The 15353-nt window shown below is 68.3% G+C and carries 19 protein-coding genes and 1 pseudogene; 4 read left to right on the top strand and 16 right to left on the bottom strand.

What is annotated here, in order from left to right:
- Positions 1–24: 24 nt before the first annotated feature.
- The 8 genes from ABZ824_RS28490 to sigE all read right to left on the bottom strand — a co-directional run bounded on the left by ABZ824_RS28490 (position 25) and on the right by sigE (position 6134).
- A complete protein-coding gene (locus ABZ824_RS28490) occupies positions 25–360 on the bottom strand; it encodes a hypothetical protein (protein ID WP_355080404.1) in 336 nt (111 codons plus the stop codon).
- 632 nt (positions 361–992) lie between these two features.
- Positions 993–1346 carry a hypothetical protein gene (locus ABZ824_RS28485; RefSeq protein WP_356966625.1) on the bottom strand — a complete coding sequence of 118 codons (354 nt, stop codon included), beginning with the start codon at positions 1344–1346 and terminating at the stop codon, positions 993–995.
- Between the two features lie 340 nt (positions 1347–1686).
- The gene (locus tag ABZ824_RS28480) at positions 1687–2544 is read right to left on the bottom strand and encodes a hypothetical protein (protein ID WP_355080407.1); all 858 of its coding nucleotides are present in this window, start codon (positions 2542–2544) and stop codon (positions 1687–1689) included.
- A 51-nt stretch (positions 2545–2595) separates the two neighbouring features.
- On the bottom strand, positions 2596–3012 hold the full coding sequence (gene tatB / locus ABZ824_RS28475) for a Sec-independent protein translocase protein TatB (protein ID WP_067804157.1): 417 nt from the start codon (positions 3010–3012) through the stop codon (positions 2596–2598).
- Positions 3013–3136: 124 nt separating this feature from the next.
- A complete protein-coding gene (locus tag ABZ824_RS28470) occupies positions 3137–3352 on the bottom strand; it encodes a hypothetical protein (protein ID WP_356966622.1) in 216 nt (71 codons plus the stop codon).
- A gap of 113 nt (positions 3353–3465) precedes the next feature.
- Entirely contained in the window at positions 3466–5004 is a 1539-nt protein-coding gene (locus ABZ824_RS28465) for a trypsin-like peptidase domain-containing protein (protein WP_356966620.1), read from the bottom strand.
- A gap of 10 nt (positions 5005–5014) precedes the next feature.
- On the bottom strand, positions 5015–5413 hold the full coding sequence (locus tag ABZ824_RS28460) for a hypothetical protein (protein WP_356966618.1): 399 nt from the start codon (positions 5411–5413) through the stop codon (positions 5015–5017).
- Between the two features lie 61 nt (positions 5414–5474).
- Positions 5475–6134: an RNA polymerase sigma factor SigE gene (gene sigE, locus ABZ824_RS28455; RefSeq protein ID WP_355080414.1), complete on the bottom strand. Its 660-nt coding sequence runs from the start codon at positions 6132–6134 to the stop codon at positions 5475–5477.
- Positions 6135–6416: 282 nt separating this feature from the next.
- Here sigE and ABZ824_RS28450 point away from each other — a divergent pair, with 282 nt between their 5' ends.
- The 3 genes from ABZ824_RS28450 (at position 6417) to ABZ824_RS28440 (ending at position 7821) form a co-directional block, all read left to right on the top strand.
- Complete coding sequence (locus ABZ824_RS28450; RefSeq protein ID WP_356966846.1) at positions 6417–7055, top strand: O-methyltransferase; 639 nt, start codon at positions 6417–6419, stop codon at positions 7053–7055.
- A gap of 76 nt (positions 7056–7131) precedes the next feature.
- Positions 7132–7365 (top strand): hypothetical protein, encoded by a 234-nt coding sequence (locus ABZ824_RS28445; protein WP_356966616.1) that lies wholly within the window; start codon positions 7132–7134, stop codon positions 7363–7365.
- Between the two features lie 225 nt (positions 7366–7590).
- Entirely contained in the window at positions 7591–7821 is a 231-nt protein-coding gene (locus ABZ824_RS28440; RefSeq protein ID WP_356966614.1) for a hypothetical protein, read from the top strand.
- Positions 7822–7837: 16 nt separating this feature from the next.
- Here the strand turns inward: ABZ824_RS28440 and glgC are convergent, their stop codons facing one another.
- A complete protein-coding gene (gene glgC, locus ABZ824_RS28435; protein WP_355080419.1) occupies positions 7838–9052 on the bottom strand; it encodes a glucose-1-phosphate adenylyltransferase in 1215 nt (404 codons plus the stop codon).
- 137 nt (positions 9053–9189) lie between these two features.
- Between glgC and glgA the strand changes: the two genes are divergently transcribed.
- The gene (gene glgA / locus ABZ824_RS28430) at positions 9190–10344 is read left to right on the top strand and encodes a glycogen synthase (RefSeq protein WP_356966844.1); all 1155 of its coding nucleotides are present in this window, start codon (positions 9190–9192) and stop codon (positions 10342–10344) included.
- A 9-nt stretch (positions 10345–10353) separates the two neighbouring features.
- Here glgA and ABZ824_RS28425 read toward each other — a convergent pair whose 3' ends face one another.
- From ABZ824_RS28425 to ABZ824_RS28395, 7 genes and pseudogenes are all read right to left on the bottom strand, one after another.
- Positions 10354–11166 carry a putative RNA methyltransferase gene (locus ABZ824_RS28425; protein WP_356966842.1) on the bottom strand — a complete coding sequence of 271 codons (813 nt, stop codon included), beginning with the start codon at positions 11164–11166 and terminating at the stop codon, positions 10354–10356.
- Between the two features lie 63 nt (positions 11167–11229).
- Positions 11230–11397 carry a DUF3117 domain-containing protein gene (locus tag ABZ824_RS28420; RefSeq protein WP_011211259.1) on the bottom strand — a complete coding sequence of 56 codons (168 nt, stop codon included), beginning with the start codon at positions 11395–11397 and terminating at the stop codon, positions 11230–11232.
- 139 nt (positions 11398–11536) lie between these two features.
- Positions 11537–12130, bottom strand: coding sequence for a DNA-3-methyladenine glycosylase I (locus ABZ824_RS28415; RefSeq protein ID WP_356966612.1), 594 nt, complete (start codon positions 12128–12130; stop codon positions 11537–11539).
- Positions 12127–12447, bottom strand: a complete 321-nt coding sequence (locus tag ABZ824_RS28410) for a DivIVA domain-containing protein (RefSeq protein WP_039800550.1) — start codon at positions 12445–12447, stop codon at positions 12127–12129. Before ABZ824_RS28410 ends, ABZ824_RS28415 begins: the two co-directional genes overlap by 4 nt.
- Positions 12448–12495: 48 nt before the next feature.
- Positions 12496–13632, bottom strand: a complete 1137-nt coding sequence (locus ABZ824_RS28405) for an Mrp/NBP35 family ATP-binding protein (protein WP_356966609.1) — start codon at positions 13630–13632, stop codon at positions 12496–12498.
- Between the two features lie 19 nt (positions 13633–13651).
- Positions 13652–14512 (bottom strand): lytic murein transglycosylase, encoded by an 861-nt coding sequence (locus ABZ824_RS28400; protein WP_356966607.1) that lies wholly within the window; start codon positions 14510–14512, stop codon positions 13652–13654.
- Positions 14513–14626: 114 nt separating this feature from the next.
- Positions 14627–15353, bottom strand: a pseudogene (locus tag ABZ824_RS28395) (lytic transglycosylase); the annotation flags it as partial.

Below are 15353 nucleotides of genomic sequence, written 5' to 3'. Positions count from 1 at the left end.
TTCTCGCGCCGCATGCGGATGCGGTCAGGCCCCTTCCGCATGCGGGTCGCGCATGTATCCCGCCTCGATCAGAGTCCGGAAGGCCGCGTACTTGTAGACGCACTCGGAGGGTTCACAGATCCGGTGGCGCTGCATGAGTTCGTGCGCCTCCGCCACCGTCAAGGGCTCGACGGGTAGTCGCTGCGGCCTGCCGATCGGACAGACCGGGAGCGCGGGGGCGGGCAGTTGTTCCGCGATCACGTGCTCGGTGACGCCGACCCGGCGCCGCCGGTTCGCCGGTCCGTGCAGCAACCCGATGGTGGCGAGCAGGCTCGCCGCGCCGACGAGCGAGCAGAGGACGGCGATCTGGGTGGCGGTCACGGCGCATTTCTCCTCTCGGTGGGGCGGGCCGGGCAGAACGTGGCGGGGCCGAAGCGCAACGCACCGTCACCAACGTGCAGTTAATTTTCAGCAAATCAAGTGTGGGCCGAGTGAGCGCGTCGTGCAAGTGGGATTGGACGCGCCGCCGGACCGGTATGTGCGGCTCTGGGGCCGGTATTCCCGCCGACCGGCGGTCCAATCCGCCACACGTACGAACTTCGAGCTGATCAGCCGGTGAATGGGTCCCCTCGATGCGCTGCATCGGGGAAGTGGAGTGCCGCCGCGCTCGGCCGGAACCTGGGCGACGATGGAGATGGCCGTCTCGTCCGCGCGCCGAGTCCCCGTCGCTGTTCCGCACTGTATGCCCCGACGTCAGGACGACTGCCTCGGCGTATCCGACGGCCTGTGGCCGTGGACGCTGGACCGGTCAACGCGGCTTCGAACTCCCGGGGTCCGGGGCTGATCGTTCCACCACGTGTGCCGACGTGACCGACTCGTGTGACATCAGGGTGAGCAATTACCCGAGTGCCGCGCGCTTGGGGCCGGCGCTTCGCTCATCGGGTCCGGCCGCAGCGCGTTGAGCCCGAGAAATCGGTGAATTTCCGCTGTGCCGGTCGCTGGTTAACCGAAGGCTATTGGTTGCGGCGACGATGATCCGGCAGCAGTACCTGGTTCGCATCGTCCTCGGTCGCCGAATCCGAGGCTGAGTCACGGGGCTCGTCGGCCTCGGTGCCGGATTGCTCGCGTTCCTCGCGCCCGGGATCGACCGACTCGGCGTCGGTATTCGGCGAGCCGGATTCCGGTTCACCGTCCACCGGGCCGTCCGCCTCGGGCGACGGAGCCGACTGCTCCCGCGCGAGCCGGGCCTGGAGATCGGCGACGGTCACATGAGCCTTCGACCCGGTCGGCCGCAGCAGCACACTGATGATCAGGCCGACCAGGCCCACCGCCAGGACGGCCCCGCCGATCAGCAATAGCGGATTCACGATTTCCTCCTTGCCGGACGCCTCACGCGGCCGTTTCTCGGAGAGCGGTTATCGTCCAGCTATTCAATCATCCGCGTATGAACGCACTCGGGGGAGGGGTGGTGACCTGGGGCACATAATGTGCGGCTGCTTTTTAAGTCGAGAGAGTCGCTGTGAACAGGTGATCAGCGGAGCTAGTGGTGCCCGTTCGGCGGCTCGAGTCATTTTTCTGCTGCGCTGATTGCGCGCGTTCTGCGCTCGGTCATGATGACCAGATATTTGCTGAAATCCGTTGTCTCAGTATGTCCGACGCGCCGGGCATCTCGGGGCGGATCAGCAGCGCCTTCACCCGGGTCGCGGCTCAGCGGCGCAGACCCGTTGCGGGCGATCTGTTCTCGGGATCGTGGCGGTAGACCGGCGTGAGCAGCTCGGCCTCCAGCGGTTCGCCGGTGGCACGGTCGAAGCGACAGGCGATCAGCACGGAGAACAGGTGATTGCTCGCTCGTTCGTGCAGGGTGGCCAGCCGGGTGGCGAGCAGCCGGATCGCGCCGAGCGAGCCCGGCGGATGCATGCCGTCGATCATCAATACGCTGCCCCGCCCGTCGGGCCTGGGAAGCCTGCCCAGGTAGGCGATGTCGTGCGGTTCGGGTCCGCCCGGCCGGTAGACCCGTCGGGCCGCCCGGTCCTCGATGCCCCGGCGCGCGTCACCCATTCTGGCTACGGCGCGGCGCAATCGTGGGTCCGCGGCGACCAACTGACGCAAGCTCGGGGACAGTTCCGGCCCGCCCAGCACGATCAAGCCGTCCCGCCGCAAATCGACCGGACGGCCCGGTAGGAAATGCTCGACCGCCACGCTGAAACCGAGTTCGCGTAGCAGCTCGGCCAATCGTTGCGGCGCCGCGGGATCCGGCGCGCCGATCACCCGCCCTGCGCGCACCTCCGGGACGAGCACGGTGAGCGAGCCGTGCCCGAAGAACAGTCCTTCCGGCGCGGGTCCCTGCGTACTCACCTGGTGGATACGGGCCCGGGAAAGCCCGGCCGCCGCACCGATTCTGGCGAACGTCCAGCCTTCGGCATGGAGCTCCCGGATCACGGCACGCCGAATCCTGGTCAGTTCGTTGATGGTCTGCTGGGCCGCCGCCACCCCGTCGGTGGCCGCCTTCAGTCGCTCGACCTTGTCCTCGATCGCGAACACGCGCGCCACGTCATCGGCCGACATGTGCGAAGTCTAGACAGCTGAACAGCTCAATGTGTCTAGTCTTCTTGACGTTCAGGTGGCGTCGGTGTCGATCGGAGGACGTTCGTTGCGCTCCAACGGCTTATCCAACTTGGGCATCGGATAGTCCGGCATCCCGCTGTTCGTGCTGTACAGGTCCTTGGGATCGGGCAGCGCGCTGTCGAAATCCCGGAACAGCGAATCATCGCCGTTGAGAAGATGTTTGGTCACCATCGCCCGCGGCGTCATACCGCGCAGTTGGTTCAGGTCGGCCAGCGGTTTACGCAGATCCTCGAACTCCGGCCCCAATTCCTCTTTCAGCTGAGACGTGGCGCCACTCGCGTAATCACGCACCTGCCGCAGGCTGCGCGTGGTCCAGCGCACGGCACCGGGCAAGCGCTCCGGGCCGAGAATCACGAGGGCGGCGACGAGCAGGATGACCATCTCGCTCCAGCCGATGTTGCTGAACACGTAACCAGGCTACCTGGCCCGGTCAGCGGGTCGTCCATTGATAGCCGACCGGGAAATGAACGGTGGGTGTTGTCGGGGCTTTTCCAGGCCGTACAGCACCCACCGCACGTACAAGAAAAGTAATCTATGTGGGGTAGATCACAATCTTGCCGTTGTGTATTCCGCCGTAGCAGTACTCCACGCCGTCCGTCGCGACCGCGGTGTGCCCTCCACCGGGGCGGCAGTCGAACCAGTCGACGTAAGTGTCGTTCGTGGTAGCGCCGGCCGGTGCTGCGGACAGCCCCACGGTGGCGACCGCCGCCATAGTGGATCCGAGAATGGAAATGGCGAGATGACGCATCACAGCCCTCCCCGTGCTGCTGGATTTCGACAGCGTGACTCTATCCGACGCGGTTTTGCGGCGTCTAGCGAAAATAACTGGAGTACTGCGTTATTCGTTGGCGCGGGGAACTGCTAATCGGATTCCAGGGTCACCGGGACGTCGACTCGGCGGCCGTCGCGGATGAGCTGGACGACCACGGTCTGGCCGATCTTGCTGGACTGTTCGGCCACCGTGAACTCATCGGAGCTGGTGACCTCCCGATCGCCGACGCGCACGATGACATCGCCTTCGACGATGCCCGCCCGCGCGGCCGGGCCGTTCGGCGACACGTCGGCCACCGCGGCTCCGCTCATGACGTCATTGGCGACCGTCTTGGTGCGGAGGGACAGACCCATGGTCGGATGGTGCACCACACCGTCACGGATCAAGGTCTGCGCGACCTCGGTCATCTTGTCCACCGGGATGGCGAAGCCGAGGCCGACCGAGCCGCCGGTCTCGCTGCGGATGGCGGTGTTGATGCCGATGACCCGGCCGTCCATGTCCACCAGAGCGCCACCGGAGTTACCGGGGTTGATCGACGCGTCGGTCTGCACGGCGTCGATTACGGCCTTCGTGTCGCTGCCCTCGCCCTCCAGTTTCACCGGGCGGTGCAAGGCGCTGACGATGCCGGAGGTGACGGTCTTGCTCAGGCCGAGCGGCGATCCGATGGCCAGCACGTCGTCGCCGACCTGTACGTTGCCGGATTTGCCGAGCTGGGCGACGGTGAGATTCTTCACATCGACCTTCAGGACGGCCAGGTCGGTCTTCGGGTCGCGGCCGACGATCTGGGCGGGCACCCTGGTGCCGTCGGAGAACTGCACCTGGATCGCGGATCGGTTGGTCTTGTCCTGGGCGGCCATCGAGACGACGTGGTTGTTGGTGACGACGTAGCCGCCGCCGTCGATCACCACGCCGGAGCCGGTGGCGCCGTTCTCACCGACGGTCACGCGGATGGAGACGACCGAGGGCAACACGGCGTTGGCGACCTTTGCGATCAGGCCGTGCGGGCGGTTTCCGTCGCCGCCCTGTTCGAGGGCCACCTTGCGGGAGGTCAGCGTCGAGGCGGTTTCCGCGGTCAGGCGGCCGACCAGCCCGCCGAGCAGGCCGATGACGAGTGCGACGAGCGCGAGCAGGGCCAGCGCCTTGGGCGCGACTCGGGAGCCGAACAGCACTTCGCGGGCGCTGAGTTTCTCGGCCTGCGGCAGCGCCTGCGGTTTGGGTGTGGGCACCGCGGGGGCTCCGAGGCGGGCGACCGCCTCCGGGTCGCGCCATGGATCGGCCGGTCCGGCAGCGGGAGCCTGGCCACCGGCCGCGTCGGGATCGCGCTGCAGAAGTTCGCTGGAACCTTCTGGACGGCCGAAAGCCTCGGCCAGCACCGCGTCGGGCGGACGGTTCTGCAGTTCGGGACCGGATTGCGGCGCCGCGCCCGCCTTACGGAGCGGCAGCGGCTCGGCGAACGAACCGGACAGGCCGGACGGTCTGCGGAAGGCCCGCGCCGTGTGCGTGTCGACATGGGGCCGGTAGACCGGGCGCGGACCGAGCACGGGTGCGTCCGGAGGACGGAGATTCCCGCGGTTGGCCGCCGAATCCGAGGTGTCGGCCGATCCGGAATTCGTCGATTCGGTGGTCACTCGGGAAACTCTACTTGCGCCACCACGTGGTCCACCGGGTCGCGGTGAACGAATCGGTCAGAAACCCGAAAACCGCGTCGTTACGCCCGGACTGGCCGGAGGCCGGGGAGGGCGTCCGGCCACTGGACGCGCCGCCGGGCAACTCCGCGAGGGGAATCCTGGTCAGGCTGTCGTGCAGCCCGGTCGGAATCGCGACCTGGCCTGCGTGCCGCAGTGCGATGCGCGCCTGTTGCTGGGCATCGACCTCGGCCGCGCATTCGGGACACAGCGAGAGGTGCTGAGCGGCACGCAGGTAGGCGTTCATCCGCAACTCACCGTCCACGTACGCCGCGATCGCCTCGCTCGCCAAATGCTCGGTGGGGCGAAAACGGGGCGGACGACGACCGGACGTGCTGAAGTCGCCACTCATTCGGTGCTCACCCTTCCAACCGACATCGACCGATGTTCGGGCGATGCCGGCTTCCGACGAATCACCCTATGTTCGCGTCAGCGGCGAACCGCTGCTCACTTCCATTATGCGCAAGGTAGTCGCGCAGGGCTTGGCGTCCACGGTGGATCCGACTGCGCACAGTGCCCAGTTTCACGCCGAGCGTAGCGCCGATCTCCTCGTAGGACAGCCCCTCGATATCGCACAGGACCACGGCCGCGCGGAACTCCGGCGCGAGCGAATCCAGGGCCGATTGCAGGTCGGGATCCAGCCGGGCGTCGTGGTAGGCCTGTTCCGGCCCCGGGCCCTCGGCGGGCACCCGGTCGTAATCCTCGGGCAGCGCTTCCATCCTGATCCGGTTGCGGCGGCGCACCATGTCCAGGAACAGGTTGGTGGTGATGCGGTGCAGCCATCCCTCGAAGGTGCCCGGTTGGTAATTCGACAGCGAACGGAACACCCGGATGAACGTCTCCTGGGTGAGGTCCTCCGCGTCCTGTGCGTCGCCGGAGAGTCGGTAGGCCAGGCGATAGACCCGGTCCGCGTGCTCGCGGACGAGTTCGTCCCACGTGGGCATCGCCGACCGGTCGCCGGTGGCATCGAAGGCAGCAGTCCCGGTCAGCTCGACCGCGTCCTCGGCGGACTCGGCCTCGACCGGCAGGATCTGCTCGGGCAGGGTGGCGTATTCGCGCGCCGCATCGACCATGTGGATGGGGCTACCTCCTACTAGGGACCGCAAACGTCGGGAACTCGCTCGGGGCCGGGTCTACGGTCCGTCACGTACGGATACAACCGACAACCGGTATGTCGTTGTTCCCGCGTCCCGTGTTAAGGCACGGTCGGTGGTCTTGCGATGCCCATACTCTTTCTGGTCCTGATATGGCCGGGTTATGGAGATGCTGAGGGTCACCTGAGAAAACCGGCGGCGGAAATGGCGGGCGGCGCGTGTTGTCCGGAACGCCGAGATCACCCGCCCGGCGTTAGCCTCATACCCGTGGCATCGAATCTGGAGCGGAATCTCGCCTATGTGGAGGAATCCGTCGTGGAAGACGAAATCCTCGTCAGCGCGCGGGAACGGGCCATCGAACTCGGCGCGATACCCGTGCCGCCCTCGGTGGGTGCGCTGCTGAGCATGTACGCGCAGTTGCTCGGCGCGCGCGCGGTGGTCGAGGTCGGCACCGGCGCGGGCATCAGCGGCCTGTGGCTGCTCGACGGCATGCGCGAGGACGGCACGCTCACCACCATCGATTCGGAGCCGGAACACCAGCGCGCGGCCAAGGAGGCGTTCCGCGCCGCCGACATCCCGCCCGCGCGCACCCGCCTGATCAACGGGCGGGCGCTGGACGTGCTGCCCCGGCTGGCCGACGGCGCCTACGACCTGGTCTTCATCGACGCCGCGCCGCTGGAGCACCCGGAGTACGTCGCTCAGGCCGTGCGGCTGCTGCGCGACGGCGGCGCCATCCTGCTGCACAACGCGCTGCTGGGCGGGCGCGTACCCGATCCGGCGCAACGTGATCCGGCCACGCAGGCGGTGCGCGCCGCCACCCGCGCCATCGCGGAGAATCCGGAACTCACCTGTGTGCTGATTCCGGTCGGCGACGGATTGCTTTGCGCCTCACGCGGTTAGCGATTCGCGGGGCAGTCTGATTCCACCCCGGAATCCGGGGTATGCGCTGAGAAAGAACTCAGTGAGGAAAACAGTTATGCGTGAACTAACACCCCTCGAAGTAGCGGCTATGGGGGAAGTCGTGACCGAACGGCGCACGAGTTGGTTGCGGCCGACGATGATGGCGCTGCTGCTCGTGATTCTGGGAGCGGTGCTGGTGATGGTGGTGGTGAGCAACACCGATTTCGACACCGGCCCGGCGAAAACCACGCCTACCCCCGGTCCCTGTGAGCCGTTCTGCACCCAGAACGTCGCCCCGCCCGCCCCGTAATCCCGCCGTCGACCGCGCGCGTACTCCGGCCGAATAGGCCTGCCGCCGAAGTTTTTCCGGAATTCCTGGCCGCCGTGCCGTTTCTTCATCGCAGCCGCACCACCCGCCGGCGTTCGCGAAACAGCCACCGAACGAGCACGGTTCGGCGCATGATGCCGCGAAAGACCGAAGATCCCCGATACTGGTGGAAGTCATGTTCCGAGTGGATCCGGAGGCGGGTGCGGCATGGTGATGATGATGTTTCTCTGGGACGAAGACGAGCGTCGTCCGAAGCCGATTCATTGGGGCCGGACCATGATCGCTTTCGCCGCGGTGCTGTTGTTCGCCGTGCTGGTGGTCTATTTGGTGAGTACCGCCGATTTCGGTGGCGCCTCGAAATCCACCGTGCCACGCACCCCGGGCCCTTGCGCGCCGTTCTGCATCAATTCGCCCGCGCCCGAGCCGGGCGCGCCCTAGCCCGATCCAGGCGGTACTACACCCAGACGCCCTTGCCGACCGTGACGACACCGCCGTTGCTCACGGCGAAGCGGCTGCGGTCGCGCGCCAGGTCCACTCCGATGATCTCGCCCTCGCCGACGACGACGTTCTTGTCCAGAATGGCGTGCCGTACCACCGCGCCGCGCCCGATCCGCACGCCGGGCATGAGCACGCACCCCTCGACAGTGGCGCCGTCGTCGACCATGACGTTGCCGCTGAGCACCGAATTGCGGACGGTGGCGGCCGACAGGATGCTGCCCGCGCCCACGATGCATTCCTGCGCCAGGCCGCCCTGGGCGAACTTGGCGGGCGGAAGGTTCTCGGTCGCCCCGCGGATCGGCCAGTGACGGTTGTAGAGATTGAACACCGGGTGCACCGAGACCAGGTCCATGTGCGCGTCGTAGAACGCGTCGATGGTCCCGACATCGCGCCAGTAGCCGCGGTCGCGGTCGGTGGCGCCCGGCACGTCGTTGTCGGCGAAGTCGTAGACACCGGCCTGCCCCGCCGCGACGAGGGCCGGGATGATGTCGCCGCCCATGTCGTGGTCGGAGTCGGAGTTGTCCGCGTCCGCCCGGATCGAGTCCACCAGCACCTTGGTGGTGAAGACGTAGTTGCCCATGGACGCGAAGGTGACGTTCGGGTCGTCCGGGGTGCCGGGCGGATGCGCGGGCTTCTCCAGGAACTGCGTGATGCGGCCGGACTCGTCGCTGTCGATGCAGCCGAACGCGCTCGCCTGGCTGCGCGGCACCCGGATGCCGGCCACGGTTACACCGGCGCCGGAATCGATGTGATGGCGCACCATCTGCTCCGGGTCCATCCGGTAGACGTGATCGGCGCCGAAAACCGCGATGTATTCCGGGTCCTCGTCGTAGATCAGGTTCAGTGATTGCAGGATCGCGTCCGCGCTGCCGGTGTACCAGCGCGGTCCAAGCCGCTGCTGGGCGGGCACGGGGGTGATGTACTCGCCCGCGAAACCGGACAACCGCCAGGTCTGCGAGATGTGCCGGTCGAGCGAATGCGACTTGTACTGGGTGAGCACGCACAGCCGCAGGAAACCCGCGTTGACCAGATTGCTGAGTACGAAATCGATGAGACGGTAGGCGCCGCCGAACGGGACGGCGGGCTTGGCGCGGTCGGCCGTGAGTGGAAAGAGTCGCTTGCCCTCACCACCGGCGAGCACGATTCCGAGTACGTGCGGCTGGCTCCTCACACCTGCCAAACTACCGGGTGAAGCGCCCGTGAGTGGCCGCCGCGGACGCGAACGTTTAGTTTGGATCGGTGAGTTTCGGCACGGATGGCGGACGTTCGCCGGTGGATTCCGGCGAACGGGACCGGCTTCGCGTCGCGATGCTGACCCGCGAGTATCCGCCCGAGGTGTACGGCGGGGCCGGGGTGCACGTCACGCAGTTGACGGCGCATTTGCGTCAACTGTGCGAGGTGACCGTGCATTGCATGGGTGTCGACCGCGCCGATGCCGTGGTCCACCAACCGGATCCGTCGCTCTACGCCGCCAACGCCGCGCTGCAGATGATGTCCGCCCAGTTGCGGATGGCCGACGCGGTGGGCGATGTGGACGTGGTGCACTCGCATACCTGGTACAGCGGCCTGGCCGGTCATCTGGCCGCGGCCCTCTACGGCGTCCCGCACGTGCTGACCGCCCATTCCCTGGAGCCGCGCAGGCCGTGGAAGGCCGAGCAGCTCGGCGGCGGCTACCGGCTGTCGTCCTGGTCGGAGCGCAACGCCGTCGAGCACGCCGACGCCGTCATCGCGGTGAGCGAGGGCATGCGCCACGACGTGCTCGACGCCTACCCCGCGGTGGACCCGGACCGTGTGCATGTGGTGCACAACGGCATCGACGGGGCGGTCTGGCATCCCGGCCCCCCGGCGGGCGGCGAGCCGTCGGTGCTCGCCGAACTCGGCGTGCGGGCCGACCTTCCCCTCGTCGCCTTCGTCGGCCGCATCACGCGCCAGAAGGGCGTCGGCCACCTGCTGGCGGCCGCCCGCGACTTCGACCCCGACATCCAGCTCGTGCTGTGCGCGGGCGCGCCGGACACGCCGGAGCTGGAGCACGAGGTCGCCACGGCCGTCCAGGAGCTGCGACAGCGGCGCGGTGGGGTGTTCTGGGTGCGCGAGATGCTGCCGACCGAGCGGATCCGGCAGATTCTCGCCGCGTCGGCACTGTTCGTGTGCCCGTCGGTGTACGAGCCGCTGGGCATCGTCAATCTGGAGGCGATGGCCTGCGCGACCGCGGTGGTCGCCTCCGACGTGGGCGGCATCCCCGAGGTGGTCGACGACCGCAACGGCCGACTGGTGCACTACGACGCGGGCGCAGCCGAGGACTACGAGCACGGACTCGCCGCCGCCGTGAACGAAGTGGCCGGTGATCCGGAGCTGTCCGCTCGGCTGGGCGCCGCGGGGCGCGAGCGCGCGATCTCCGAATTCGACTGGTCACGCATCGCGGCGCGCACGGTCGCGGTCTACGACGAGGTCAGAAAAGGCTGAGCCGGGCGATCAGGCCGCCCGGCGGTAGGTGCCGACGACGACCGACGCGGTGACCTCGACGGTCTCCGGCAGCCGCGCGAGACGCTCCGCTCCGGCGGCCGCGTGATGCGCGGACGGACCCATACCGACCACATGTTCGACATCGGTTCTGGCGAGCGTCATCGGATACTCGATCAATGTCCGGTCCACGGGTTCGAGATGTCCCGTCATCGCGGCGTCGAGCCTGCTGTTCTTGTCGGGGTCGACCCGCACCATGTCCAGCGGCTCGATCAGTTCGCCCAAGTGGCGCTCGGTGGGTGTGGCGACAACGAAGCGACCGTCCTCGGTGAGCACCCTGGCGATCTCGCCGGGATTGCGCGGGGCGAAGACGGAGAGTACGCAGGCCAGCGCGCCATCGCGGATCGGTAACCCGCGCCATGCGTCGGCCAGCACCGCCGCGGCGCGCGGGTGCGCGCGGGCGCACCGCCGGACGGCGGGTTTGGCCACGTCCAGCCCGATGCCGACAGCCGGGGGAGCGGCGTCGAGTGCCCGAGCGAGGTAGTAGCCGGTGCCCGCGCCGACCTCCAGCACCGGACCGTTCGTCCGGCGCGCCGTGGCGGCGCGCGCCACAGCGTCCGCGATCGGCCTGAAGTGGCCCTCGCTCTGGAAGGCGGCGCGGGCGTCGAGCATGGCCGCGGTGTCCCCGGTCATCTTGGTCGACGCACCGGTCAGCAGGCTGACGTAACCCTGCCTGGCGACGTCGAAACTGTGGCCGCGACCGCAGCGCAGTGCTCGATCCCGCGGTTCGAGCGCGAGCGACGCGGCATCCCGGTGCGCCCGCAGGCATTCCGGGCAGGCCAGTACGTCGGCCGCGTCGGCGAGGGCCGAGTGCTCAGCCGGGGCCACTCAGCTCGTGACGCTCTTCAGTTCGTCACCGAGCGCCGCTGCTTCGTCCGGCGTGAGCTCGACGACCAGACGCCCGCCACCCTCGAGTGGAACCCGCATGACGATTCCACGCCCTTCTTTGGTTGCCTCGAGGGGACCGTCCCCGGTACGGGGCTTCATGGCCGCCATCCTCTGCTCCCTCCAGATCTGCGCGGTCCTTGCGCACTTTTTGGAACTCCAGTTGTCACCAACCAGCGAGCTCGCCGGCGTTTGGCGAGCTACACCCGTCCCATTCTTCCCTATCGCCGATAGGGACGGATAGCTGAGTTCAAAAAGTGACCGGTCGGCCCGTCTCGGGCCGGGCGCGGCCCACCCAGCAGTCGGCCACATGATCATCGACCATTCCGGTCGCCTGCATCAGGGCGTACGCCGTGGTCGGTCCGACGAACCGGAATCCACGCCGTTTCAATTCTTTTGCCATGGCGGTGGATTCGGGTGTGGTGGCGGGCACCTCGGCGCCGGAGCGCGGGCGCGGGCGCGGCAGCGGGGCGAACGACCAGAGCAACTCGTCCAAGCCGACGTCGAGGTCACGCGCGACGCGTGCGTTGGCGATGGCCGCGTCGATCTTGAGGCGGTTGCGGACGATGCCGGCGTCGGCCATCAGCCGGGCGACGTCGTCGTCACCGAACTCCGCGACTCGCGTGATCGAGAAATCGGCGAACGCCGCGCGGAAGGCCGGGCGTTTGCGCAGGATGGTCAGCCAGGACAACCCGGATTGGAACGCCTCCAAGCAGAGCCGTTCGAACAACGCGTCGTCGCCGTGCAGGGGCTTGCCCCACTCGTAGTCGTGATAGTCCCGGTAGAGCTGGGAATCCAACGGCCACGCGCAGCGGATCAGTCCGTCGTCGGCGAGGGCGCTCATTTCGACTCCGGCGCGATCGGCGTCTGCCATCGCGCGGCCTGCGCCTCGGCCAGCTGGTGCTGGAGCTCATCGATCCGCGCGGCCAGCCGGGCCAGCGCCCAATCCACCTCTCCGGCTTTGTAGCCGCGCACCACCTGCTGGAATCGCAACGCGCGCACGTCCGCCCCGGTGATCCCCTCCACCGGCAGCACGGTGGCCGTCGTACCCTCCGGCAGCGGCCCGAGTTCCTCCGCCCGCCCGAACACCGCACTGGCCAGTAGGAACAGCACCGCGGCGACCAAGCCGACGATCAGCACGTACAACAGCATGGTGAGCATGGGACCGAGCTTATTAGCGAGCACCGACAGTCGGGCTCGCGCGTGGCCCTACAAATGCCGGGTGGTGTCGATGCCGAGCGACATGCCCGCGAGGCCGCGACGTCGGACGGCGAGCTTGTCGGCGACCTCCAGCAGGGCCTTGGCGGCCGAGTTCTCCGGATCGCGCAGCACGATCGGAGTACCTTCGTCGCCCGCTTCGCGCAGCGCCTGTTCGATGGGGATCTGGCCGAGCAGCGGCACGCTCGCACCGACGGCGCGGGTGAGCCGGTCGGCGACGGCCTGCCCGCCGCCGGAGCCGTACAGGTCCATCCGGGTGCCGTCCGGCAGGTCCAGCCAGGACATGTTCTCCACCACGCCCGCGATGCGCTGCCGGGTCTGCAACGCGATCGCGCCCGCCCGCTCGGCCACCTCCGCGGCGGCGGGCTGCGGGGTAGTGACGACCAGGATCTCGGCGTTCGGGATCAGCTGTGCGATGGAGATCGCGACGTCGCCGGTGCCCGGCGGCAGATCCAGCAAAAGGATGTCGAGGTCGCCCCAGAACACATCGGCGAGGAACTGCTGCAACGCACGGTGCAGCATCGGGCCGCGCCAGACCACAGGGGTGTTTCCCTGGGTGAACTGCGCGATCGAGATCATCTTCACGTCGTGCGCGATCGGCGGCATGATCATCCGCTCCACCTGCGTCGGCCTGGCGTCGGTGCCGAGCATGCGCGGGATGGAATGACCGTAGATGTCCGCGTCGAGCACGCCGACCGACAGGCCACGCGCGGCCATGGCCGCGGCGAGGTTGACCGTCACGCTGGACTTGCCGACGCCGCCCTTTCCGGAGGCGACGGCGTAGACGCGGGTCAGCGAGCCGGGCTGGGCGAAGGGGATGACCGGATCGGCGGAGTCGCCGCGCAGCTGCTTGCGCAGTGCGGTGCGCTGCTCGTCGTCCATCACGTCGAGGTCGACGCTGACGGCGCCCACTCCAGGCACGTCGGCGATGGCCTTGCTCACCCGCTGCGTGATCTCGGTGCGCAGGGGGCAGCCCGCCGTCGTCAAATAGATCTCCACGTGGACATCGCTATCAGCGCCGATGACGACGCTTTTCACCATGCCCAGCTCGGTGATCGGCTTGCGGATCTCCGGGTCGTCGACCTTCGCGAGGGCACCCCGCACATCCGATTCCGTAACCACTGGCATGGCCGGAATTTTAGGCGTGTCAAATTTTGGGCAGGTCTCCGGCCCGGGGTGCGACCCCCGTGCTGTAGGAGGTCTCCCATGCCATGACGTTCGCGACATAGGCCATGGAGTGGTTGTAGCGCAGGATCGCCTTGGACTGTTGCGCCAGGTCGCGCATGTTCAGGCCGCCGTCGCAGAGGTACCTCCCCGCCGTCAGCGCGGCGTCGAAGAGGTTCTGCGGATCAGCGATGCCGTCGCCGTTGCCGTCGGCCCCGTAGCGCTTCCAGGTGTCGGGCAGGAACTGCATCGGGCCGATCGCGCGGTCGTAGCTGTCCAAGCCGTCCAGCGCGCCGTCGTCGGAATCCCGGACGACGTGGTTGCCGTTGAGCGAACCGTCCAGCACGGGGCCGTAGACGGGGCTGAGCGGGTTGCCGTCGGCGTCGGCTTTGCCGCCGTACGCGTGGGTGGACTCGACCCGGCCGATACCGGCCAGCAGCGACCACGGCATGCCGCACACCGGGTTCTCGGCGGCCAGGACCCGTTCCGCGTTCTGATAGGCGGCGACGGCGATGCCGGGGACGCCGAGCGGCCCGGCCTGCATGGCGGCGGCCTGCCGACCACTGGGCAGCGCAACGGTTTTCACCACTGGCGTCGCCGTGGGCGCGGCCTTGGCCATTGCGTGAGCGAGGAATTCGGTCCCTGCGACGGGCTCGACCACCGATTGCGCGGCGCCCTGAACGTCCTGGCCCTCCGGCGTATGGACGGCGGTCGCGAGAGGCGCTGCCTCGCCTACCTCGGAGGCGGCCGTGACGGATACGAGCCCTGCGGGAACCAATCCGGTCAACGCGATGACGGAACTCCGTCGAACGGTGGCAGGCGGTTGTTTTCGATGACGCCCCACGGTGTGGTGACCCTCCCATGGCTCGCTGTGAGCCCTTTGTTACGGAACCAAGAGGGAGGGTACCGCATCCGAGATCTTTTTGTTACTGCTTCGTGATCTGATGCCCGGTTTGAATCACTGCTGGGGCGCGGGTGGCGCGGGAAGGGGGATGACGATGCCGAACGGCAGGGTGATTCCGGGCGGCGGCGTGGGTGTGGGTTCGGCGGCGGTCGCCGATTCGGGTTCCGGCGCGGGTGGTGTGGTGGTGGCGGCGGGTTCGGATTCGCCGCGAGACTCGTTGTCGCGGGCGGGTAGGTCACCCGGGATGGGGGCAGGTTCGGCGGTGGCGAGCGTGGTGTCCGGCTGTCCGCATCCGGCGGCGAGCTGGTCCTGTGTGCCGGGTTGTCCTGCGGGAGCGGGCTGTCCTGCGGTGCCGGGTAGTCCCGCTGTAGCGGCCTCCGCGGGTTTGTCCGCCCCGGCGGGATCGGTGGAACCCGGGTTGCGCGGCTCGGCCGGTGTGGCGCCGTAAGGCTGCTGCGGTGCGAGCGGTACGCGGGCGGTCCCGGGTAGGTCCGGGAACGGCATCGGAGCGGGAACCGATTGCCCGACGCAGGGATTCACCGGGGCTGGAGCCGGGCAGAAGATCCCGCACGGGATCGGCGGCAGACCGGGGAGCGTGATCATCACCTGCGTCGGCTGCGGTCGCGGCCGGGGCGCTCGATACTGTCCGGCCGGATCCGTCGTCGGGGTGGTGGTGCGCACCGCGCTCATGTCCGTGCCCGGCCCCACCGGCGGCAACGACCCCGGCGCCACCAGATCCGGCGACACCCGCACCTGCGTCGGCGAACCACCCGACCGATAC

This window comes from Nocardia sp. NPDC047038, assembly GCF_040644075.1.
In the GTDB taxonomy this organism is placed as follows: domain Bacteria; phylum Actinomycetota; class Actinomycetes; order Mycobacteriales; family Mycobacteriaceae; genus Nocardia; species Nocardia sichangensis.
The sequence above is the reverse complement of the archived record's forward strand: the minus strand, read 5'-3'. Positions and strand labels throughout refer to the sequence as shown.